This window comes from Actinoplanes awajinensis subsp. mycoplanecinus (assembly GCF_001509495.1).
In the GTDB taxonomy this organism is placed as follows: Bacteria; Actinomycetota; Actinomycetes; order Mycobacteriales; family Micromonosporaceae; genus Actinoplanes; species Actinoplanes palleronii.
In genome coordinates this window covers 76483-99654 of sequence record NZ_LLZH01000121.1, presented here as the reverse complement: position 1 = coordinate 99654, position 23172 = coordinate 76483, and the positions used below count along the sequence as shown (strand labels likewise).

At 68.2% G+C, this 23172-nt stretch carries 17 protein-coding genes and 1 pseudogene; 6 read left to right on the top strand and 12 right to left on the bottom strand.

Going from position 1 to position 23172, the window contains the following annotated elements; genetic code table 11:
• Positions 1-107 precede the first annotated feature (107 nt).
• From ADL15_RS15640 to ADL15_RS15625, 4 genes are all read right to left on the bottom strand, one after another.
• Complete coding sequence (locus tag ADL15_RS15640; protein WP_067690960.1) at positions 108-428, bottom strand: helix-turn-helix domain-containing protein; 321 nt, start codon at positions 426-428, stop codon at positions 108-110.
• A gap of 1452 nt (positions 429-1880) precedes the next feature.
• Positions 1881-2594: an adenylate kinase gene (locus tag ADL15_RS15635; RefSeq protein ID WP_067690548.1), complete on the bottom strand. Its 714-nt coding sequence runs from the start codon at positions 2592-2594 to the stop codon at positions 1881-1883.
• On the bottom strand, positions 2579-4345 hold the full coding sequence (locus ADL15_RS15630; protein WP_232344120.1) for a SulP family inorganic anion transporter: 1767 nt from the start codon (positions 4343-4345) through the stop codon (positions 2579-2581). Before ADL15_RS15630 ends, ADL15_RS15635 begins: the two co-directional genes overlap by 16 nt.
• Positions 4346-4419: 74 nt before the next feature.
• On the bottom strand, positions 4420-4755 hold the full coding sequence (locus ADL15_RS15625; RefSeq protein WP_067690545.1) for an ArsR/SmtB family transcription factor: 336 nt from the start codon (positions 4753-4755) through the stop codon (positions 4420-4422).
• 563 nt (positions 4756-5318) lie between these two features.
• Between ADL15_RS15625 and ADL15_RS52930 the strand changes: the two genes are divergently transcribed.
• Both ADL15_RS52930 and ADL15_RS15620 read left to right on the top strand, forming a co-directional pair.
• On the top strand, positions 5319-5507 hold the full coding sequence (locus ADL15_RS52930; RefSeq protein WP_157441381.1) for a hypothetical protein: 189 nt from the start codon (positions 5319-5321) through the stop codon (positions 5505-5507).
• Positions 5508-5521: 14 nt separating this feature from the next.
• Positions 5522-5884 (top strand): ArsR/SmtB family transcription factor, encoded by a 363-nt coding sequence (locus tag ADL15_RS15620; RefSeq protein WP_067690541.1) that lies wholly within the window; start codon positions 5522-5524, stop codon positions 5882-5884.
• A gap of 740 nt (positions 5885-6624) precedes the next feature.
• On the opposite strand, the gene ADL15_RS15615 is transcribed toward ADL15_RS15620, so the two are convergent.
• Positions 6625-7770 carry a hypothetical protein gene (locus tag ADL15_RS15615; RefSeq protein ID WP_067690538.1) on the bottom strand — a complete coding sequence of 382 codons (1146 nt, stop codon included), beginning with the start codon at positions 7768-7770 and terminating at the stop codon, positions 6625-6627.
• Positions 7767-8339 (bottom strand): RNA polymerase sigma factor, encoded by a 573-nt coding sequence (locus ADL15_RS15610; protein WP_067690535.1) that lies wholly within the window; start codon positions 8337-8339, stop codon positions 7767-7769. The genes ADL15_RS15615 and ADL15_RS15610 overlap by 4 nt, the downstream gene beginning before the upstream one ends.
• A 461-nt stretch (positions 8340-8800) precedes the next feature.
• On the opposite strand from ADL15_RS15610, the gene ADL15_RS15605 reads away from it, so the two are divergent.
• Both ADL15_RS15605 and ADL15_RS15600 read left to right on the top strand, forming a co-directional pair.
• Complete coding sequence (locus ADL15_RS15605; protein ID WP_338025540.1) at positions 8801-9379, top strand: SigE family RNA polymerase sigma factor; 579 nt, start codon at positions 8801-8803, stop codon at positions 9377-9379.
• On the top strand, positions 9376-10131 hold the full coding sequence (locus ADL15_RS15600; RefSeq protein ID WP_157441380.1) for a hypothetical protein: 756 nt from the start codon (positions 9376-9378) through the stop codon (positions 10129-10131). Before ADL15_RS15605 ends, ADL15_RS15600 begins: the two co-directional genes overlap by 4 nt.
• Before the next feature lie 204 nt (positions 10132-10335).
• On the opposite strand, the gene ADL15_RS15595 is transcribed toward ADL15_RS15600, so the two are convergent.
• The 6 genes and pseudogenes from ADL15_RS15595 to ADL15_RS15570 form a co-directional block, all read right to left on the bottom strand.
• Positions 10336-10734: a DUF4345 domain-containing protein gene (locus ADL15_RS15595; RefSeq protein ID WP_083971285.1), complete on the bottom strand. Its 399-nt coding sequence runs from the start codon at positions 10732-10734 to the stop codon at positions 10336-10338.
• A gap of 578 nt (positions 10735-11312) precedes the next feature.
• The gene (locus ADL15_RS15585; protein ID WP_198170802.1) at positions 11313-11822 is read right to left on the bottom strand and encodes an MFS transporter; all 510 of its coding nucleotides are present in this window, start codon (positions 11820-11822) and stop codon (positions 11313-11315) included.
• Between the two features lie 187 nt (positions 11823-12009).
• Positions 12010-12213, bottom strand: a pseudogene (locus ADL15_RS57055) (IS701 family transposase); the annotation flags it as partial.
• A 1072-nt stretch (positions 12214-13285) separates the two neighbouring features.
• Positions 13286-15967, bottom strand: coding sequence for an AfsR/SARP family transcriptional regulator (locus ADL15_RS15580; protein ID WP_067690520.1), 2682 nt, complete (start codon positions 15965-15967; stop codon positions 13286-13288).
• On the bottom strand, positions 15954-17258 hold the full coding sequence (locus ADL15_RS15575) for a DUF4407 domain-containing protein (RefSeq protein ID WP_067690516.1): 1305 nt from the start codon (positions 17256-17258) through the stop codon (positions 15954-15956). Before ADL15_RS15575 ends, ADL15_RS15580 begins: the two co-directional genes overlap by 14 nt.
• A 27-nt stretch (positions 17259-17285) precedes the next feature.
• Positions 17286-17858, bottom strand: coding sequence for a hypothetical protein (locus tag ADL15_RS15570; RefSeq protein ID WP_067690511.1), 573 nt, complete (start codon positions 17856-17858; stop codon positions 17286-17288).
• 215 nt (positions 17859-18073) lie between these two features.
• Here ADL15_RS15570 and ADL15_RS15565 point away from each other — a divergent pair, with 215 nt between their 5' ends.
• Positions 18074-20332: a tetratricopeptide repeat protein gene (locus ADL15_RS15565; protein ID WP_083971284.1), complete on the top strand. Its 2259-nt coding sequence runs from the start codon at positions 18074-18076 to the stop codon at positions 20330-20332.
• Positions 20329-23076, top strand: coding sequence for a tetratricopeptide repeat protein (locus ADL15_RS15560; RefSeq protein ID WP_067690505.1), 2748 nt, complete (start codon positions 20329-20331; stop codon positions 23074-23076). The genes ADL15_RS15565 and ADL15_RS15560 overlap by 4 nt, the downstream gene beginning before the upstream one ends.
• Positions 23077-23172: the final 96 nt, after the last annotated feature.

Here is a 23172-nt window from a genome sequence, read left to right as displayed (position 1 = left end):
ATCGGGATCGGTGGCGCGCTCATAGCCGGTGATACGTACGGTTGGGGGAACGCGGGCCATGCGAAACGGTCCTTCTCATCGGAGAAGGACCGTGAAGACGATCAAAATCAGGCGGCTTCCGCTTGCTGCCGACGCGGTTGGCTCCGGTTGCGCTGAAGAGCTTCCTGGAGCTGGTCCTCAAGAACGACGATCCGGCAGGCGGCCTCCAGGGCGATGCCTTGCCTGACCATCTCGCGGGCCCGTGCGGCGAGACGCAGGTGGTAACGCGAGTAGCGGCGGTGGCCTCCGGCCGACCGGGACGGGATTAACATTTTCGCCTTCTCGAGGCGGCGGAGGAAGTCCTGCGAGGCGCCGGTGATCTCCGCGGCGCGGCCCATCGTGTAGGCCGGGTAGTGCTCGTCGTCGAGCATGTCATCGGGTTGGGTCATCCACACACACCTCTCCATGACGAGGGCCCCGGCGCAAGAAGCACCGGGGCCCAGGGTTACGGGTTCACAACACCATCTACCGACAGGTTCGTCGGCTTGCCTTTTCCGCACCTGCCGCCATTCGCGGCTTGCGGTGCGAGGATCGCATAAGCGTGACCGGAGACCACCTCACGTTCGATGGAGACTGCGGTGTCCACCCCAGAACTCGAAAACTGTCCTGACGGCGGGCGATCCAACGGTGCTCGTCCCTCCCTTTCCTCTGCTTCCATTTCCTGTGGTGCTGTCCTACTACCTGCCGGTGTTGGAGCCCCACGCAAACTTCACGGCCCCGCACACGTACGGCGGATCTTCCTGCATCAGATTGAGCCCTGAACCTGCATCGGCCCCACCTGCGTCTGCCCTGACCTGGAACTTCGTCAAGGTCTTGTCTCACACTTGCCTTACTAGCTACTTCGACTGCTGTCCTGCGTCGGGTTGAGCCCTGAACCTGCACTGGCCCTACCCGAATGCGCCCTGACCTGGAGTTACGTCAAGGTCTTGTCTTACACGTGCCTTACTGAAATGCGTGCGGTGAAGCTGTGCCACCGCCGTGCCGAGCGAGCCACGAAAGATCCGGGCCCTGCTTGACGCTCGGTCTTCGTCTGCGTCTTCAACGATCTCTGCTGTCAACGAGAGAAACACTAACCGGCCCCGATAGGAATGTCTAGTCCCACCGCCATAGATTTTCTCGGCGAATCGTGAGGGCTTCATTCGTGTCGCCGAGCCTGTGGGTCACGGCCATCAAGCCCGCCGCAGAGCCGAGCGCCCACGACGCCATCGTCACCCCGCCGGGCGGCCCTGGGCGAAGCGGCGAACATACGTGGCGCACCCGGGCACCTTCAGCACTCCGGGCTCGCGGAGCATCACGCCCCACGCCGCGGCATGCCGGCACGGACCTGAAGACCCTGCAAGATCTGCTCGGGCACTCCAGCATCGTGGTCACCGCCGACACCTACACCAGCGCGCTTCCCGACAGCCAGCGCCGCTGCGCGGACGCCACCGCCACGTTGGTGCTGGCCGCCGCCCGGCACACCCGCAAACGCATCAAGGAAGAAGCCGCGAAGACCCGGTCCGGGGGCGCGCCGAAAAAAAACCTTCGGAGAAACGGCCCATCGCGACGCCGGAGGCGTCCAGGGCCTTCACCACGACGGCGGCGCCAGATCCAGCTGCGCTGTCAGATGCTCGGCCATGGCCGCCAGCAACAAGTCCCACTCCCGGCCACCGACCGAGGGCCGGCTCCTCGGGAACCAGCCGCGGCCGATCCTCGACGGGAGCCCCGCGGAACTCCTCGAAGAACTCCCACACCAACTTCCCGCGGACCTTCGCGAACAGACCGCCGGTCATCGGCACACGGGCCGGGGCTCGTGGCGGTTGTGTTGTCGTGTCCCGGCGGATGGGCTCGCGACGTGGGCGTTACTTGCGGCCGGGGCCGGTGTTCTGCCGGTTCCTGTGGGGCTGTGGGGTCGGCTGGCCGGGTGTCGCGACAGCCGTTGTCAGCTCTGTGTCACGGTGGGCGGCCGGTGGTGGGGTGTAACGGTGTTCGGGCAGGCCGAGGTCGTGGCGGGCTTGGTCGAGGTGGGTGATCGCGGTCCGGGTGACCTCGGATACCGGCCGGTCGCCGTCGATGGTGATGAGGGTCTGGCGTTTGCGGTAGTAGTCGAGCAGTGGGGTGGCGGCTTGGTCGAAGACGTCGAGGCGGTGGCCGATGACGTGTTCGGTGTCGTCGGTACGGCCGGTCTGCGCGCCGCGGTCGAGCAGTCGCCGGATCAGTTCGGGTCGTGCGGCGGTGAGGTGCACGGCGATGCGGACCTCGGTGCCGAGGGGTTCGGCTACCCGGTAGGCGGTTTCGGCCTGTTCGACGGTGCGGGGGAATCCGTCGAGGATGTAGCCGCCCCGTCGGGTGGCTGCTTCGACGGGTTTACGGAGGATATCCATGACGATGCCGTCGGGGACGAGGTCTCCGCGTTGGATGCAGGCGGCGACGGACCGGCCGATGGTGGTGTTCTCGGCGACGTGGCGGCGCAGCAGATCGCCACTGGAGATGTGGGCGATGCCGTAGTGCTCGGCGAGGTGCACGGCCTGGGTGCCCTTGCCGGAGCCGGGCGGGCCGATCAGGAGTAGTCGCATGGAGACGCTCCGGGAGGTGAGGGTTCGAAGGGGGCGGTCTGCGGCTGGCGCCGGGCGGGCCCGGTGCGGATCTGCCCGCCACGGTCGTGTCCGTTGCCGGTTCGGCTGGGGCCGCCGGCGGCGGGTTCGGTGTCGGCGGCGGGTGGTGCCAGGTCGGCGGTGTAGTGGTCCAGGACGTGGGCGCGGGCGTGGGTGATGGCGGTCGGGGTGTCGGGGAAGACATGGCCGTCGCGGCGTAGCTGCTCGGCTAGCCCGAGGGTGGCCAGGACCTGTTCGTGGCCGCGAGTGATGCCGGAAAGCAGCACGACGATGCCGCGGTGATGCAGCCGGTTGATCGCGTCCGCAAGGACGTGTGCGCCGGTGGCGTCGAGCGTGGAGACCCGTGACATGCGCAGGATGACGACCCGTACGTCGGTGATCTCGGACAGCTGCAGCAGGAAGGAGTGGGCGGCGGCGAAGAACAACGGGCCGTCGAGGCGGTACGCGACGATGTGTTCGGCAAGCAGCGCGTGTTCCTCGGCGCTGTGGTCGCCGGCCTCGAGCGGGACCTGCTGCAGACTGGCGGTGCGGGCCACCGCGCGCAGCGCCAGCACGATCGCGACGCCGATCCCGACGGCGACGGCAGTGACCAGGTCGAACACGACGGTCACGGTGAAGGTGAGGATCAGCACGACCGCGTCGCCACGGGTGGACCGGGCCAGAGCGATCAGGGAACCGGCCTCGACCATGCGCACGGTGGTAGCCAGCAGGACACCGGCCAGCGCCGCCAGGGGGATGCGGCCGACAAGTGGCGCGGCGGCCAGCACGATCACGGCCAGTGCCACAGCGTGGGTCAGCGATGCCAATTTTGAGGAGGCGCCGGCCCGGACGTTGACGGCGGTACGCGCGATCGCGGCGGTGGCGGGAATCCCGCCGAACACGGGCACGACGAGGTTCGCCAATCCTTGGCCGAAGAGTTCCCGGTCGGAATCGTGGCGCTCGCTCACGCTCATCGCGTCGGCGACGGTCGCGGACAGCAGGCTCTCGAGCGCGGCCAGCGCGGCGACGGCCAGCGCCGCCGGTAGCAGCACCTGAACGGCACCGAGGTCGAGGAAGCTCAGCGACGGGGCCGGGATGCCTGCGGGCAGGGTGCCGATACGGGTCAGACCGATCGGTGCGGCCTCCGCCAGGATCGTCGCGGCGGCGACCCCGAGCAGCGAGAACGGTAGTCCGGGGCGCCAGCGGGCACCGAACAGCATCAGCGCCGCGACACCGAGGGCGATCGCGATAGGTGCGGGGTGTGGGGTACGGGCGAAGCGGGCGACCGCGTCGGCGGCCACCGCCCATACCTTGTCGCCGTGCGCGTCGGTGACGCCGAGCGCGGCCGGAAGCTGCTGCAGGGCGATGACCACCGCGATGCCGGCGGTGAAACCCTCGATCACCGGGGTCGGCAGGTAGCGGACGTAACGGCCTAGCCGGGCCACGGCCAGGGCGATCAGAACCACACCGGCCATCGCCCCGACCATGAGTACCCCGCGGGCGCCGAAGCGCTGCACGACCGGGACCAGGACCACGGTCATCGCACCGGTAGGCCCGGACACCTGCAGGTTCGAACCGCCGAAGATCGCGGCGACGGCGCCGGCGATGACCGCGGTGACGAGGCCAGCCTGTGCGCCGAGACCGGAGGTGACCCCGAACGCCAACGCCAGCGGCAACGCCACCACCGCCACGGTGAGCCCCGCGAGCAGGTCGCGGCGCGGCGAGCGCCGCACAGCAATCCAGTCCGAACGTTGCGGCAGCAGGCTCGTGAACCGGGAACCGAGCGACCGTATCGCCTGCACCGTACTCACGACCGGGGACCGGTACGCAACTGCGCGAGCAGCCCGTCGCGGTCGGACAACACCGCGCCGAGGATCCTGCGGGCGGCGGCGAGCAGATCCACGACGTCCGGCGTACTCAACGAATAGACCACCAGTGATCCCTCCCGCGATGAGGCCACCAGGCCCGCGCGGCGCAGCACCGACAGCTGCTGCGAAAGGCTGGACGGCTCCACCTCGATCATGGTGAGCAGGTCACGGACCGGCTTCGGCCCGTCTTGCAGTAACTCAAGGACCCGGATTCGCACCGGATGGCCCAGCGTGCGAAACAACTCGGCCTTCACCTGGTGCACCGGCAACGACACCCGGCTCGCCCCCTCACCGTCCGACTATCTAACAAATCCAGCACTTGCAAACATTAGCAATTAATAAACAAGGCGGAGCATCAAGCGGTGGTGACCTTGCCCACGCAGGGGGAGCCCACGCAGGGGGAATCGAAGCCAGGCTGCCTGGATGAAGTCGCCCGCGAAGGAGCCTCGGAGTCGTCACGCCCTCGCGTGCACGCGATTGCGGCATCGAGGCGCCACCGGCCCGACGCTGGCGCACCAGAGTCGACGCCCCGCCGGGATCAGGTGGCGGCAGGCAGCCACCGCGTCACCGATCACCGATCACCGATCACCGACTATGCATATCACCTCTCTTTACTTGCTAATATTAGCAAGTCATTGTTTAGTGATGTCCGAGGCGTCGTCCACCCCAAGGATCGGTGGTAGCCCTGAGGGTGCGACGAGGGCGAAAGCGGGTTGCCCGGCCATGCGGCTGGTCGACACGAAAGCATCAGACGAACAACGCACCGGCGGAGACCCGGCTTTCGCCGCGGACTGACACGCGGTGCGCTCAACTCCCATGCTCCCGTATCACCACCGCTATGCACCTTGCCGCCGCCGATGTGCTGGCCGGCCTCGTCGGGGACAATCTGCTCGGCGCACACCGACTGCTGCCCGACATCCTCGACCCACAGGTCGTGGAAACAATGGCCGCGGCCGTCACCGCGGTCGAATCGGCACGACGCCGAGCACCACACGAACCCACCGCTGACGGGTTGGAGGACCGATGAATAAGGGAGCACTGGTGAGCAGGCCGATTTACCAGATGAAGGCCGAATTCTTCAAAACACTCGGACATCCCGCCCGGATCCGAGTCCTGGAACTACTCAGCGAACGCGAACACTCCGTCACCGAAATGCTACCCGAGGTCGGCATAGAGCCCGCCCACCTGTCTCAACAACTCGCCGTGCTACGCCGCGCGAACCTCGTCACCACCCGCAAAGAAGGCTCCACCGTCTACTACACCCTCACCAGCCCACACGTCGCCGACCTACTGGCCGTAGCACGACTCATCCTGTCCGGCGTCCTGACCGGACAGGCCGACCTCCTGCGCGACCTGCACGCCGACGCCCCGGCTACCTCGGAATCCCTCAGCACCACACCGTAGGCAGCAGCCGTCGAGGTGAACTGCGCTACATGTCGGGCGGGGCTACTACGGGCTATTGCGGTCGATCAGCCGGTTGAGCAGTCCCATGATCTCGGCCAGGCTGGCACCCGTGCTGGTCGCGGAGATGGCCGACCGCCGAGGTCAACTGATTGGCCTTCTCGCCGATCCCGGCGATCGCCCAATCCTCGTCCGCACCAGGTGCGCGGAGACCCGTCGCCCTTTCGGATACGCCGGCAGATCCGGTATCCGATGACGTCGGGCACCCGCCGACCGTCCCCGGCCATCCGTAGCCGAATTACCACCGCAAGGGTGCCACTACCCATCAATCGTCACGCACGATAGCGATCGCGGCTCGGTCACGGGCCGGATCCACGCGGTGAAAGTCCAGCTCAGACAGCGAATTCGCTATGGATCGACATCCTAACGGCACGCGATCATCCATCGCCCACATGCTGGGACAGCATGGCTCGAAGGTGGAAAACAAAAAGGCCATGACCCTTGTTTCCGCAGGTCACGGCCTTATCTTGAAGTGCGCCCGAAGGGACTCGAACCCCTAACCTTCTGATCCGTAGGCGGTGCCGCAATCCGAGAAGCTCAGCACCTCGATGATCGTGACCGGATCATGGGTCACGGCAGAGTGCTTGATTCGGGCCTATCCGGTGATCGACGGCTGCGGCTCGGCGTGCGATCCGACCCTTGACCACTGGATACACGCCGAAATCTGCAACATCGGATCGCCGTTACAGGCCGGCCTGCGTCACCCGGGAGGACTCGTAGGTCGTGGCGGCCTGGGGAAGGCCCGGCACGTTGGAAACGCTCTTGACCAGCATGCCGGTCGTGGCGTCGACGGTCAGCACCTGGCCGCCCTCGCCGCCGAACACCTCCGGGCCGGCGGTGATCGTCAGCGTGGCCTTGCCGTCGGTGGTCGACTTCTTGACGTCGACCGCGGAGATCGTGGACATGAGACGCAGCACCCCGGCGCGGACCTGCGTGTTGCCTTCGCCGGCGGACAGTGCCTCGGTGCTGTACGTCCACAGAGCGTTGTCGAGGTGCTGCTGGACGGCCTGGGGGCTGTACGACTTCGGCTTTGCGGTGCCGCCCTTCTGCTTGATGATCACCTGGGCGGCCGCCTGCTGTTTGTCCCACTCCGCCTTCTGCGCTGCGGGGTCGAGGCCGACCAGCGGATCGCCGGCTGCCTTGAGCATCTGGGTCCGGCCGTCGGCCGGGCTGCTGTCCGCCGCGACGGCCGCCGCCTTGAGGAGGGGGGCGTACCCGCCGTCCTCCATCTGGTCCTGTCGACCGGCGATCGCCAGCTTGATGTCCTTCACACTGTTGCCGGTGTAGATCGCGTGACCATCGGTGTACAACGTGTAGACGACCTGCATGGTCTTCTTGCCGTTGACCTGAGTCGCTTTCACCAACCAGGCGTCGCCCTCTGAAGAAGTGAGGGTCTTGATGGACCCGGCCAAAGTCATCAGCGGCGCGCGTTCGGCGGCCCCGTCGGCGGCGACTCCCCCCGAGGCGGCAGCCGACGGATCACCGGCGGCCACCACGCCCCCGGTCGCCGACGAGTTGAGCACCACAGCGACGACCGCGGCGGCTGCCGCCGCCGCCACGCCGGCGCCGATGCCGAGCCGGCCCGCCAGGCCCAGCCGACGGCCGCGCCGGATCAACGGGCTGGACTCGTGATGACGGGTGGTTGTCGTTGTTTCCATGGTGGAATTCGCCTCCATAGTCGTGTCCTCCGCTGATGTCACGCCCAGCAACCGCACGGTTCCGGGATCGGCCATCGACGCGCGCAGCATCGCCCGCGCCCGCTGATAGGCCTCCGGGCGCAGTGGTTCTGCGCGGCCCAACTCACCGACCAGATCAAGCTCGTCGGTCATCGGTGTTTCTCCTTCGCGCTGTTGCGTTCCTTCAGAAGCGCGGACACCCCTGGGGCCTCGCGTAGAGCCGTCCTGGCCTGGCTCAGCAGCCGCCGTGCCGTGCCGGCCGGCATGCCGAGCGCCCGGGCGGCATCGGCTGCGGTCAGGTCCTCCCAGGCGACGAGCCTCAACACTTCCCGTTCCTCCGGTTTGAGCCGCATCAAGGCCGACTGGAGTGCTGCCCGAGTGTCCATGCCGAGGTCCACCGCCGACCACGGATCCCAGCCGGTGGCCAGCTCCGTGACGTCCTCGACCAGGTCCTCGGGCGGCCGGGACCGCCAGAAGCGGCGCAGCCGGTTCAACGCCACCCCGTACAGCCACGGCCGCGCGTCGTCGTACGACCGGTCGTACGAACTCCGCGACTCGAACGCGGCGACCCATACTTCGCCCAGCAGGTCCTCAGCCGCATCGCGCCCCACACGGCGAGCGAGGTACGAACCGACGGCGGCCTCGTGACGATCGACCACCTCCACGAAGGCATCGACATCGCCGTTCAGCGACCGGCCTATCAAATCCGCATCCGACGCCATGGCCCTCCTCGGCGAGATCCGCGCTTCCAACCTGACATTGCCAATCGGCCGGCAAAGTGTTCAGGCTTCGAACACCGAAGTCCGAACACGCGAGGGCGTGACCGCACGTGGTGCGCGGATCCCGGCGACGCCGCTTTCCGGGTCGACCCGGTTTCGTCGCTGCATCCGTACGGACCCCGCGCTGATCTCAGCTCGCTGTTCACCGTTCAGCTGCGGCCGGTTGCCGTCCGGCAACGGTCGGCAAAAGGCGCGTCTTTGCGATGATCAAGCCGATTCTTGTCATGACCAAGATCGCTGCGCTTCTTGCAGCGTGCTGAAGGACGTCCGAGGTGGGCGCGTCAGGGTCGGCAACCCGGGCTGCCGGCAACCCGGGCTGCGGATGGCGGTCAGGTAGACCTCCCGCTGATCTTTTTCGACCGGGCTCGGCCTCATGCAACCTTCAGTCGTGCCGAGGGGTCAGGGTGGGTGTGAAACAGGACAGCAGCTCGGGCAGGTCCGAGCGCGACGAGCAGTTCCACGAATTCGTGGCCGATCGGCGCAAGTGGCTGCTGCAGACCGCGCGGCTGCTGACGGCCGGCGATCCGCATCTGGCCGAGGATCTCGTGCAGACCGCGCTGACCAAGCTCTACGTCTCCTGGGCGGCGTTCCGGCGGGCCGACAACCCGGACGGCTACCTGCGCCGGGTGCTGGTCAACGCTTTCCTCAGGGAACGCCGTCGATCATGGTGGCGATTCGAGCGACCGTCTGATCGACTGCCGGACCGTACCGAGGCGCAGCCGGCATCGGCCGACCTGGATCCGGAGCTGTCTCGCGCGCTAAGTCAGTTGCCGCGGCGGATGCGCGCCGCGGTCATTCTGCGCTTCTTCCACGACTTGGACATCGCCGAAACAGCGGCCGCACTGGGCTGCTCGACCGGAACGGTCAAGAGCCAGACCGCCCGAGCTCTCGACAAGCTACGGGCGGCGCTGGACCAGCCCCCAGCCTCCGGTAACCCCACTGCCCCGAACGCCCCACTCAAGGAACAGGAACTCACCCGATGATGGATCTTCACAACCGCCTGCAGCACCTGGCCGGTCCCGCCGACGAGACGCCGGCCGGCGTCATCGAGGACGACCTGGCTCGCGGACGCCACGCCGTCCGGCGCAACCGGATCGTGCGAGTGGCCGCCGGGTCGGCGTTCGGTGTCACGGCGCTCGCGGCCGCGGTGTCGCTCGGGCCCGGGCTGGTCGGTCGACCCGCCGCAGACCCGCTCACCGCAGCTCAGAGCACGAACGGCACGACCGCGGGAATCAAGCTCGTCGGCTACACCGGGCAGCAGCCTCACCTGTTCACGATCGACACGGTACCGGAGGGATTCTTCATCCAGGGCCAGAACGAGTACGAACTGGTCATCGCGCCGAAGGAGGCCAAGACTCCGGATCCGGCCAAGCCGGAGCTGTCCGACCCGACGGTCTTCACCGGCAAGATCGCGGTCTACCTGCAGAACAAGGACTACACGGTCGAACCCGACGGTGACGAAAAACTGACGATCAACGGCAAGCCGGCCGCACTGCGGTACATCCACACCGACGAGGGCACCCCGGACGAGGGCACCACCGTGGAAGCCACCCAGATCTTCGTAGTCCAGTCGCCTCACGTCTACCTCACCGTCCAGTTCGACGCCAGCACCGGCCTGACCAAAGAACAGATGATCAAGGTCGCCGGCGGCATCAACCTCACCGCTGAAGCCGTCGCCAAGGCCGAGAAGCGGTACGCCACACAGACCGAAAACCCCAAGACCACTAAAAAGTAGGGTCTGATCGGTCAAATCCCGGCCGCGTCGACAAATCGTCGACGCGGCCGTAAGCGCCGGAGCACCGACCGGCAATACCCCTTCGCCGCCAGTTCGGGAGGCCTGCAGCGGGTCACCCACCCGATTCCCATGTCCCGCAGCCGGGACGGCAACATCTCCGGTGGCTGCGCGATGCGGATGGGCTTGGGGGTCGGATCGGAGAAGCTAAGCGACCGGAGGGCGGACCATCGGATACGCGCGTCGATGCCAGATCAACAGCGCGGGGATCACAAGCAGCTCGACGGTCATCGACACGCGGAACGGCAGCGGCGGAAGCCCAGTCAGGACGACGCCCAGCAACCGGGCCACACCGCCGAGCACCATGACGCCGAGCAGTGCCCGCGTCACGACGGCCCGCCGCCGTGGAGCGCGCAGCGACCACCAGAGCAGCACTCCCGCCGCCGCCCACCAAACTCCCAGGAAACGGTATTCGCTGTCGAAATACGGAGTGCCGTTTGTGTCGTCCGGGCTGAAGTCCAAGCCTCCCACGACCGCTGTCACACCGGTGACTACCGGGATGGCTCCCAGCACAGCAAGCAGGATGATCAGAATCCTTCGGTTCATGATCTCGATGATTGTCGACCGCCGGGACGCGCTACTCGCCCCGGTGGTCGCACCGGCGGGATCCGCTATCGATGCCTTTCACCAGCAGTGCTCCAACAAGCACTGCTGGTGCGACAGGCTTTTGACACGCGATCACCACCGGATCACCGCGGTCCACCAAGCGGGATTCTGAGGATCGAAAATGGGAAGGGAAACGGCCGTAACCCTTTTTTCCGCAGGTCACGGCCGTTTCTATAAGTGCGCCCGAAGGGACTCGAACCCCTAACCTTCTGATCCGTAGACAGCGCCCCAATCAGAAGAGCTCACGGCCTTGACGATTCCTTGGAAGGGCGCCCGGTTCACCCGCAATAGTCGATTGACGGCCCTGGAGTCTGATGTCCCACATTCTAGGATGAAAACGCGGCTGTAGCCGCAGGGCCGCCCACGATGTTTCCGCTTTTCTAGGTCGTTACCGACACCCGCCGTTGACACTGACCTCTTCTCACCGGTGTCATGACCGGTCCGAGATCGGTAACAGGTCGTTGTCAGTTGTTGCTCGACGATGTTGCTTGGCGGCGTACATGGCGGTGTCGGCATGGTCAAGGATGGTGGTGAAGCCGGCCACGGCGGTAACCGGCGCCCATCCGATGGATGCGGCGACGTTTGCTTCGCCGAGGTCTGCGTTGATGCGGGGCTTTCATGCTGGAACCGGCGCGCTGCGGGTCTACGCCTTTCGCCCAACGTTCAGCGCACCGACTTGATGCGGGTAATACGACCAGGCCGCCAATCAGCGCGAGGCCCGCGCCGGTGAGGTAGAGCAGGGTGTAGTTCTTCTCGCCGTCGGTGGCACCGATAGCGATGATGAACGGCGCGATCAGCGGTGCGATTGCGCTCGGCAGCTTGTGGGCGAACTGCACCACGGCGATGTAGCGGCCGGCCTCGTCCCGGCTCGGCAGGACCGCGAGCACGATGGCCTGGTCGACCGCGCTGAAGAAAGCGATCGCGGGCTGCATCAGCACCGAGCCGATCAGCAAGGTCGGGAACGAGTAGGCGAAGGCTTCGACGATCGCGCCGGCGACGAAGAAGAGGGCGCCGATGAGGGCGAACAGCTTGCGACACCTATTTTGATCTTCGTCGCCAGTGGCATTGCTGGGCCTGCCATTGTCGGCGGCGGCGGAAGCGTGACCAGGCGATGGTGTGGTCGTTGTCCGGTTGGTGGTCGCTGAGCAGGGCGGCTATCAACCGGCGTGCTTCCGGGACACTGACGGGGGGCGAGCTGTTCGATGTCGGCGCGGGTTCCCCTTTTTGCTGTTCGGCGGCGCGGACGGCGGCCAGCCAGGCCAGGGCAAGCATCGACAGGGTGATGTGGGCATACCAGCCGCGCCAGGTGCGGACCTGGTAGTCGTCCAGACCGGTCTCCTGCTTGGCTTGTTTGAAGCATTCCTCGACCGGCCAGCGGCGCCCGGCTGCCCAGACCAGCATGTTCAAGCGGGTCTGCCGGTGGGCGTACCGTCCGCGGCGCCCTCAGCGACCGTGTCGCCCGACCCACGCCTGCCGACGCTCTCAATCGCCGACTGGACCGGAGCCCCGGATGTCGGCCTGCCCAACGTGACGTTCCACCTGACCGAGCACTACACCTACGTCACCGGACCGCCCAGCGGGCCCGTGACGATCATCTGGCCGGCCGGGCACGCCTGGATCGACCCGAAGAAGCCCGACACAGTGCACCTCCTCGAATCGCAACTGAACAAAATAGTCGAAGTGAGCGACGGCCAACAAGTTACGTTCGGCGGCGCCCAGGCGACCAACATTCGGCCGTACATCACTACCCCGCACGCGTCGTGCCCCACCAAGTCCGCGTTCCTGGCCTCCAGATCAACTGACTCCCACCGCTGTGCGGCAACACCCAGCGTCGTACATCAACGCGAAAGTCAGCGGTGGTCGGCCTCGGCATATCGCTCAAAGCCGGGCAGAGGGTCTACGCCTTGCCTGCGGTCTGCACAACCACCGCGACCCCGGGCGACGACGGTCGCGAAGCCGCCACTCCCGTAGATCGCTGAGGTGACCTACCCGCCGCAGAACTCCAGTGGTGTCCCGTGATCCGCCAGGAGCGCAGCGACACCGCAGCACTTCAGAACGGGAACTTCGCCGGCACGCGCGTCGGCGCCGTCCCCAACGGCTACGTTGGTCCATCCAATCGCTCAACGGAGCCGGTTTCGCCACGGCCGAGCCTTCCTCGTATCCGCTCAGTCCGCCGGTACGGCTGTGCTGGCCTCGCCGGTAGCTGCGACTGGCCGAGGTGCCCGGATTCACGGGCACGATCCAGGCGCCTTCTCAAGACCAGCGCATGGAAGCTAATGCCAGAAGCACGGAACGACGGCGGCGACCACGAGACCAACCTCCACGGTGAGCAACCCAGGAGGCGGTGGCGGCTCGTCCTCGTCCGCCCGGGATCGGCGCTCGAGCACTAGACGGGCGACCGTGAGAACAACAACGACTACCTGAGCGATCAGCTGTGCTGTGGAATTCATGCTTCCAGGCTCGAACGAACGGGCCGAACCCGACCGGAAGGTCATCTGAACGCGGCTTCCACGAGCAGGCCGTAGCCCTCGGCCGTTTTGGTGACACCAAGCTCGTGGTATCCGGATGCGGCCGCCCGCCAGTGGGCGGCCGCCGCCATGACCTCGCCGTGCCGGTGCGCGATCTCACCAAGACGCTGATGGGCACGGGCCCGTTCGAAGACGCTGCCGCATTTCTCCGCGGCAGCCAGGCCTTGCCGGTACGCCGCCGCGGCAGACAGATCCTGGCCGACGTGCCGGTAGGCGTCGCCGAGAGCGTTGTACGTCATCGCTGCGTCCAGCGGCAGCCCGAGCCGATGGAAGATGTCCAGGGCAGAGCTGAGGTGCGCGACCGCCTCGTCGATACGGCGCAGCTCACCCTCGGCCAGGCCAATGCCCCGCAGCGTGATGGCGGAGTTCCGGGACGAGCCGGACGCGACGTAGAACTCGTAGGCCGGCTGGATCTCGGTGAGGAACCGGACGTACTCGTGCCGGGAGAAGTGCAGCCAGGCCAGGTTAGCCCGAGCGTTCTGCGTGGCGTGCTGGTCACCGGCCCGCTCGGCCAGGGCGATGGCTTGGCGGTACTGATCGGCGGCGTCGTCGAGGCGGCCGAGTTCGACGTACGCGAGACCCAGGTTGTTCCGGGTGGCCAGCTCGGCCCACGGGTCGCCGAGGCGGCGGGCCGACCGCAAGGCAGCGTTGTGGGTGGCCAGCCATTCCGGCCACGGCTTCGCGACGTAGTAGAACCCGCGCAGGGCGTACGCCAGCAGCCAGGCGTGCGCGTCCAGCCCACTCTCGCTCGCGGCGACGCAGGTCGCGGCGAGGTTGTGTTGCTCGTCGGTGAGCCAGGCGAGGGCGTCCGGGTAACCGGTCAGCTGGGGGAGCTCGCCGGTCCCGGCAGGCGGCGACGGCGGCCGGAATCGGTGTGGCGTGATGATCCGGTCGGCGGCCTCCGCGCCGCGCAAGTAGTAGCCGGTCAGCCTGGTCAGGTGCTCCCGATCCGGAGCGATCCCGTCGCCAGCCCGGACGAAGGCCCGAAGCAGGTCGTGCATCCGGTAGCGGTGCCGTCGATGCTCCGCGACGAGGTGCCGGTCCACCAGACGCCCGATCCGGACGGCCGCCTCGATCGGCTCGCAGTCGAGCAACGCCGCCGCGGCGAGCCGTTCGATGTCCGGGCCGGGCGCGGCGGCTAGGAGCCCGAGGGTGGTCCGGTCACGGGCGTCCAGCCCTACTACAGCGGTCCGGAACGACGCCTGGACGCTGCGCTCGCCGTCGTCCAGCCCTTCGAAGGAGGCGAGCGTGGCCCGCAGGTCGGTAAGTCCCTGTGCGCCGGCCAGCCGATGCCGTGCCGCGACGATGCGTAGCGCCAGCGGCAGGCCGCCGCAGTACGTAACGATCTCGTCGATGTCGTTCCGCGCATCCGGCTCCCCGGCCAGCCGGTCCTCGCCGACTATCGACCGGAACAGCTCGGCCGCCGGACCGGGCGGCAGCGGCTCGAGGGTGAGCACCGCCGCGTCGTCCAGCGACGGCAGCTGACTGCGCGTGGTGACGAGAGTGGCGCCACCGGTCAGGAGCGGGCGGATCTGCCCGACGTCCCGGATGTCGTCGAGAACGATCAGGGTGGGCCGCTCCCGCAACGTGTCGCGCAGCAGGTCGGCGCGCGCCTCCGGCCCGGCCGGGATCCGTGCGCCGAGCCGGTGCAGCAGCGCGCCCAGGGCCGCGTCCGCATCCTCGTACTGGGACATGTTCAGCAGCACGTAACCCGGGTGACTCTCGGCCGCCCGCAGCGCCAACGCCGACTTGCCGACGCCCGGCATGCCCTGGATCACGCAGACGTCGCCGTTCGCCAGCGCCCGCAGGACGATGCGCAGCTCGGCGTCGCGGCCGAGGAAGTGCCGGTCCGGGCGGGGCGGCCGGACAGCGACCGGTGCCGGCCGGCTGGATCCGGGGGCGAGGAGGGCACGGTGCGCCTGCTCCAGCCGCGGACCGGGGTCCAGGCCCAAGCCGGTACGCAGGTGAAAGGCGGTCTGCTGGTACACCGAGACGGCCGAGTCACGCCGTCCGAGCCGGTGCAACGCGTCGATGAGGAGAACCGCCATCCGTTCGCGTTGCGGCGCGGCCCCGATCTCCGGCTGCAGCAGCGACACGACCTCCTCGAACCGGCCGCTCGCGGCCTCCAGCGCGGCGAGCCGCTCCAGCGCGGTGAGCCGATGGTCGAGCAACTCGGCACGTTCCCGGCCGAGCCGCCCGTCGATCTCGTCCAGCGGCGGCCCGGTCCACAGCCGGAGGCCGGCCCGCAGCGCGGCGGCAGCCCGGTCCGGGTCACCCGCCGCGTACGCCTGCCCGGCCTCCTCCTCCAGCCGGCGGAAACGTCGCCAGTCCACGGCCTCTTCGGCGACGGTCAGGCGGTAGCCGGGACGCTGCCCGGTGATCCGCGCGCCCGGCCCGATCCGGTGCAGCCGGCCACGCAACTGTCCGATGTAGTGGTAGACGCTGTCCCTGGTCGTGGCGCCGGGCTCGCCCCAGACCCGGACCACCAGGGATTCGGTGGTCCGGGTACGGTCGGCGAGCAGCAGCGCGGCCAGCATCGCCCGGGCGACGGGACCGCCGACGTCGATCTCGGCGTCGGCGTAGCTCGCCGTGACCGGGCCGAGGAGCTGGAAGCGCCAGCCCGCGCCGGCCTCAGAGCTTGACATGTCCGGGCCCGCTGACGAATGCCATGGTCCGGGCCATCGCGGTGTCCCAGGCCTGTTGTTCGAGGTTCCGGTATGCGACGATCTTCGCCTCGATCGCTAGCTCGGTGCCTGGCTCGGCGTTGGCGCGCATCTCCCGGATCCGCATTTCCACCCGGCGGCGGTGTTTCTCCCACTCGTCGAGCATCTGGACCGGGGTACGGGTGATCATCTGCATCTCGGTCACGGTCGCGTCGGCCTGTTCCTGCATCCGGGCGAGCTGGAGTTCGGCGACTCCCTCGCGGGCCACGCGCTGCTTCGCTCCTTCCGTGGCGAGGCTCTTCAGCAGTGCGGTGTCACGGATGTGTTCGTACTCGCCGGCCGGGGTGGCCATCTTCATCACCAGCGGGACCAGGTCCACGAGGACGAAGAGGAGGATGAGGAAGAACTGCACCCACTTCACGTGGGGGTTCTTCTCCATCAGCTGGTCGAGGGCGTTGACCCGGGCCAGGTAGTCGGTGCTGAAGGTCTTCTCGATCGCGGCGAGGTCGGCGTCCCGCTGATCGAGGATGACGTCGACCTCGCCCTGACGGGCATCGCCGGCCTTACCGTCGGCGCCCTGCGCGGCGGCGATCTGCTGGTCTAGGACCTCGATCTCCTTCGTCACCTCGTCGATCCGGTCACCGATCAGGGCGCATCGCGGTCCGCAGCCCGCCGAGCCGCTGCTGACCCCGCACGTCGTCTCCTCGCTCTGCAGGTTGCTCTGCTCGTAGGTCTGCAGCTTGACCAGGCATTCCTTGTACTCCTGGCGTTGGGCGCGCTGTTCCACCAGATCGGTGGAGGCGAGCTGTGCCGGGGGCAGCGCGGCGACGTCCCGCTCGGCCTGCGCGGTGCGCTCGCTGATCGCGGTGCGGCGGTTCTCGTCGATGGTCTGGGTGATGGTTTTGTCGAACCAGAGCAGGACCAGCGGATGCGCCACCGCGATCCCGATGAAGATCGCGAAGATGAGCCGGGCCAGCATCGAGACGACGAGGCCGCCGCGTCGCCGGACCTCGGACTTGTGCATCGTGGCGACGAGGTAGCGGTCCACGGCCAGGACGATGAGGCCCCAGAGCACCCCGCCTCCCACGTAGAGGTACGCCTCGTCGGTGAGGGTGGAGATCGCGTACGCCATGGCGCACGTGCCGAGCACCGCGGGCACCACGGTCAGCGCGCCGAGGCAGGTGAGCCGGATCTGTTCGGAGCGATGCATGTTCGTACAGTTGCGGAGGATCACGTCATCGCCGCCCGCGAGCCAGATGAATGCCCGACGCATCACGCGTTCCTTTCCGGGGAGGACGGGTCAGCGGGCGATTCCGCCGACCCGGTTGTTCAACGACTCGATGAAGCCGTTCAGAAGCTTGCCGTTGAAATTGAAGTACATGTCGACCTGCTGCAGCGCGGATTGATAGGCCGGCCCCTGAAGCTCCGGCCGTGCAATTTTCTCGATCATGGAGAATTGCGGTTCCATGTCGGTCAGGAATTTGGCGCGCGCGGCGTTCATGGTCTCGTTGAGCTCGGAGATCTTGGCACTCGCGAACGTCGCCAGCTGCGATTGAAGGTGCATTCCCTGGGCAGCGACGAGCGCGTCCGCGCTCTTGCGGGCGATCTCGATCTGCGCCGCGGTGTAGACCTCCAGCAGCTCCCGCCGTGACTCGCTGATCTGCCGGAGTCCCTGGATCCCGATCCGCTGGCGCTCGCGTTCGTACTGACTGGGGAAGAGGCGCTGCCACACACCCCGCCGATTGGCGGCCTCCAGGGCGGCATGCCTGGCGTCCGCGTTCTCCGCCCGAATGTAGTCCTGCATTCCGGCGGCCACCTCTTTGAGGTCGGCCAGACTGGTGCCAGGTGTCTGCGACATCGGCTGAAGGGTCATTGTCAATCCTTTCTTGATGCGATCTTTCGGTTTACGGGGCACAATTCACCCGGCCGGGTGAGTGAGGCTCGGCAGAAATGATCACTCGGGGTCTTTGCGGGATCGCCTACAATTTTTCGAGACGGAGTCGGTGGGTGATCTTCAGGTAGCAATAGTGCCGCCCGGGGAGGGTGGCCGCCAGGGTTTCCTTGTTGCCAAGAAAAGAGGAAACAGCAATGGCCGAGCCGGCCGTGGATGATCATTTCCAGTCAACTGGTGCTGAGCTGCGCCGCCTACGGAAAAGCCGGGGGATGTCCCTGGCCGCCCTCGCGAAAGCCGCCCACTTCAGCGTCGGCTACCTCAGCAAGATTGAAAACGGACTCGTCCCGCTGAGCAAGAGCATCGCCGCGAGGTGCGACGCGGCGCTGCGGAGCGGGAACGAGCTGGTTGACCTGGTGGTGAGTGAGCACTCCGAGCCCCGCCGGACGATCACCCCGCCCCGGGTGGACCTCCCCGCACCGACGGCGTTCTTCAACGGTCGTGACGAAGAACTGGCAGATATCCTCGAGCTGCTCTCGGACAAGTCGCCCGACCGGCGCCGGATCATCGCGCTGTACGGCCTGCCCGGCTCGGGCAAGACCGAGCTGGCCGTGCAGGTGGCGACCGAGCTGGTCAAGAGGTACGACGCGGGCCTGTTCCTGGACCTGCACGGCTACACCAAGCCGCTGCCCCCGGTGGACGTGATGAACCGGATCGTGCGCCGGCTGGGTGTGCCTGGCGAGGCGATCCCGTACGACGAGGACGAGCAGGTCGCGCTCTATCGCAGGACCGTCCGCGAACGGCGTCTCCTGCTGGTGCTGGACAACGCTGGTGACGCCGGCCAGGTGCTCCCGCTGCTCACGCCCGGCCGCTCGGACATCATCGTGACCAGCCGGACCCGGCTCGCGGCTCTCGACGAGGCCGCGCACCGGCTGATCGGCGAGATCAGCCCGGCGGCGGCCCGGCGGCTGTTCATCGAGGTCGCCGGCCTGCCGTCACAGCCGGACGCCGCGACCGCCGAGCGGATCGACCGGGTAACCGCGCTCTGTGGGCGGCTGGCGCTGGCGGTCCGGGTGGCCGCGGCCCGCCTCCCGACACTGGAAGGGAATGCGGACGGGACGCCCTTGGAAGAGCTGGCCGGGCGGCTTGAGAGCTTCAGCGCCGGCATCGTGCTCGCCGACGGCACCCGCAACGTCCACGCGGCCATCTCGTCGTCGTTCGACGCGTTGCCGGCCGAGACCTCCCGTGCCCTGCTGCTGATGGCCCTGCACCCGGGTCAGGACTTCGACCACCGGGCGGCCTGCCTGCTCGCCGGGACCACGAGCAGCGCACGGCTGGTCCGGGACCTGGTCGACTCGGCGTTGCTCCAGCGACAGCGCGCGGGCCGGGTGGGCTTCCACGATCTGGTCGGGTCGATCGTGGCGGCCCGAGCGGCGAGCGACCTGTCCGCCGAGGAGCGCGAGACGGCGATCGCCCGCCTGCTGGAGGGCACCCTCCACATCGCACAGCACGCCGACCTGCTGATCACGCCGGGACGCTTCCGGGTGCCGGCCGTGACGCCCGGCCCGGCGACCGCCTTCGCGCGCTTCACTAACCCGCAGGCGGCCGCTCGCTGGCTCGACGAGGAGCAGCACAATCTCGCCCGGATAGTCGAGCTGGCGGCCGATTCCGGGCATCCGGAGATCAGCTGGAAGCTGGCCTACGCGCTCCGCGACTTCTTCTTCCGGACGAAACAGTGGGCCACTTGGGTCCGTACCCATGAAATTGCTCTTGCCTCCGCGATCACCTGCGGTGACCGATGGGCGATCGCCGTGACACGCGGCAATCTGGGGCTGGCGTATGCCGAGACGGAGCGGTTTCCCGAGGCCCAGGAGCAGTACGAGGAGGCGCTGCGGCTCTTCCGTGGGCTGGCGGATCCCTACGGGGAGGCCAACACGCTCGGTCATCAGGCGTGGGTCATGCACTGCCTCGCGAAGTACCGGGAAGCGGGTGAGCTGTGCCGGGCGGCGCTGGCGTTCTACGAGGACCGCGGGCTGCGGCGGAACGCGGCGATCACGTTGCGGACCATGGCGCTGGCCGAGTCGGCTCTCGGCATGCACCGGCTCGCACTGGCGCACCTGGACCAGGCCCGTGTCATCTTCGCCGAGGACAAGCTACTGCTCGACGAGACGATGACGCACAACTGCCTCGGCGAGGTCCATTCGCGGATCGCCGACCTGACCGCGGCCCGCAAGCACTTCCGCCTGGCGCAGAAGCGCGGCGTCCGCGGTGGCAGCACCTATGAGCAGGCTAGGGCTCTGCGCGGGCTGGCCGAGCTGGCACTGCGGGCCGGCCGGCCGGAACAGGCCGAGGTCTTCGGCCGGCAGGCAGAGCGGTTGTACGCCGGGCACGTCCCGGTACGACACCGGGCGCCGCGACCGCGGCGGCCGCTGGATGATGCGGGAGCCGGAGAATGAGCCAGAAGGTGTACGACGTCTTCATGTCCCTCGCGGGCCCGGACCGGACACGGGTAGAGAACCTGGTCCGGGCCATGGAGAAGGCCGGGCTGAGCGTCTTCTACGACCAGCGCCTGCCCGTGTACCGCGGCATCACCGCGGAGATCGAGAGCGCGCTACGGAACTCGACCACGCTGCTCGCCTACTACTCCCGCGATTACACCAACCGGGCCGCCTGCCAGTACGAACTGACCACGGCCTTCCTGGCCGGGCTGCGGGAGGGCGACCCGATCCGCCGAATCATGGTGATCAACCCGCATCGGGAGACCGATCATCTGGCGCCGGCGGTGCTTGCCGACGAGAAGTTCGACCGGCTCCCGTTCCCTGGCGACGACGCAGAGACGTCCCGGGTGGTCCGCGAGATCAAGGCGAAGGTCCGGACGCTGACCGGCCGGATCGGTGACCATCCCGTCTCCGGCGAGCAGACGTGGCACGCCCGCCGGCAGCCGGGCACCCCCGACTTCACCGGTCGCTACCACCAGATCTGGGAACTGCACTCGGCGCTTGTAAAGCACCGGTTCGGGCTCACCCACTACGACGCGACCGGGGGGGTCTGCGTGCTCACCGGGCTGCCCGGGATCGGCAAGAGCGCCCTGGCCGCCGCGTACGCCTGGCATTTCGAAGCCAGCCATCGGGGAGGTGTGTGGTGGGTGTCGCTGGACGGCAGCAGCACGGATCCGGACAGCCTGGCCGCCACGTTCGCGGCGGAACTCCGCGCACTCCTGGCGTTCCGGGCGGTCCCACCGTCGGCGTCGGACCAGGAGGTGATCGTCGCTTTCGCCGATCATGTCGCGAATCAGCCCGAGCCGAGTCTGCTGATCGTCGACGGCATCCCGGGTGAGCTGACCGCCGAGATCGTCCACCGGCTGGCGGTGCCGTCGGTGGGCGCGCGCCTGCGTACCGTCCTGATCACGAACGGGGCGGTGACGGACAGCCCGGCGCACGTACTCAATCTAGGCACGATGTCCGAGGAGGACGCCTGGGACCTTCTCCAGCGGTATCGCGACGGCTCGAAGTCGGAGGTCACCGCGCTGGCCCGGCGGCTCGGTCACCACCCGATGGCACTCCGGCTGGCCGGCCACCGCCTCCAGATCCGGGGCAGCCTGACCGGCTACGCCGATCTGCTGGCCGAGATCGACCGGGACGCGACGGCGATCGCCCCGGTCACCGCACTGCTCCGGCACCGGATCGGTGCGCTGCACGCCGACGCCGTACAGCTGCTGCGGGCCGCGGTGGTCTGCTCACCCGTCGCGATGCCGGCCGGCCTGGTCCGGCGCCTGCTCGGCAACGCGGCCGCCGGGACGGCGGTGGAGGAGCTGCAGCGCGAGCACGTGGTCACGCCGACGCCCAGCGGGTGGCAGCCGCACGGACTGGTGCGGGACACCGTCCGTGACCTCGATCCCGCCGTCGACTGGACGGCGGTGGCGGCCGAGGCCGCCGACGCGGTGCTGGAGACGGACGGCGCCGACCCGGCTGAGGAGTCACTGCGGGCACGGCACGCCGGCCACCTCGCCCTCAGAGACGATCTGCCGGACCCGGTGGCCGTGCGTCTCCATCGGCTGGCTCTCGCCCACTTCGAGTCGATGGGCGAGGCGATCCTGGCTCTGCCGCACCACCGGGCGCTGGCCCGGCGCTTCCCCGACGACCGGACGACCCTGCTCGCGGCGGCCCGGTGCATGTTCGACAGCGGCGCGTTCGAGGAGGCTCTGGAGGTCGGCACGCGGGCCGGCGACGAAGGCCGGCGCATCGTAGCGGGCTCACTGGACGCGCTCGGCAGGATCTCCGAGGCGGATCCGCTGTGGACGGCGCTGATGGCGGAACCGGGACGGGCGCCCGCCGACACCGAGATGGCCTATCTGCGGTCGTTGCGTCTGCGTGGCCGGCACCAGGAGGGCCGGCGCGGCCTGGCGAAACTCATCGCGCGCCTCGCCAGCTCTGCGGGCCAGTCGTTCGACCTGGTGCAGGCCGCGGAGCTGGAGCTCGCCCGGGCCGAGATGGAGACGGACGGTCAGGTCGCGGCACGCCGCCGGGCCGCCGCCGTGGTGGCGGCGTATACCGCACGCAACCTGAGCGGTCACGTCAACGCGGTCGAGGCGAACCGGATGCTGGCGGACGCCCGCCTGACGTTGGCACTGACCGATCTGAAAGCCGACCCGGTCGGCTGGCAGGACGCCGCGCGTGAGCTGGAACGACTGCGTGACCAGCATGCCGATACGCACGGCCGGCGCAGCGTGCTCACCCTCACGCTGGCCGTCGCCCACGCCGAGGCGCTCATCGCACTGGGACGGCCGGGGGCGGCCCGGCGTGCCGTGCAGACCGTTCGAGACGACGTCCTCGATCGCCTCGGCCCGCAGCATCCGGCCGCGCTGCGGGCGGACATGGTCCTCGGTTACGCGGCAGCCCAGTTCCACGAGTACCCGGCCGCCCGCAACCACAACGCCCGAGCCTGGGCGGGCCTGCGCGACACGCTCGGGCCCACCCACCCAAACACACTGCGAGCGGAGTTCAATTTGGCCGTGGCGCACAAGATGCTCGGGGAGTCCGCCGCTGCCCGGCAGCACTTCTGCCACGTCGAGCGGAACACCGCCAGCAGCGTCGGACGCGGTACGGATCTGCACTGGCAGGCGAAGATCGGTAAGGGCCTTCAACTCATGCCGAGCGCCCTGTGGCGGCAAATCGCACCGCAGCCACCGGTGGACGATTAACGGACCTGGCACCGCTTAGGGCCTGCCCCAGGCCGCTCCAGCTGAAGTCGGCGCCGAAGACTGCCTGGGTCAGCCCGCTGGACTGCTTGCGCGACG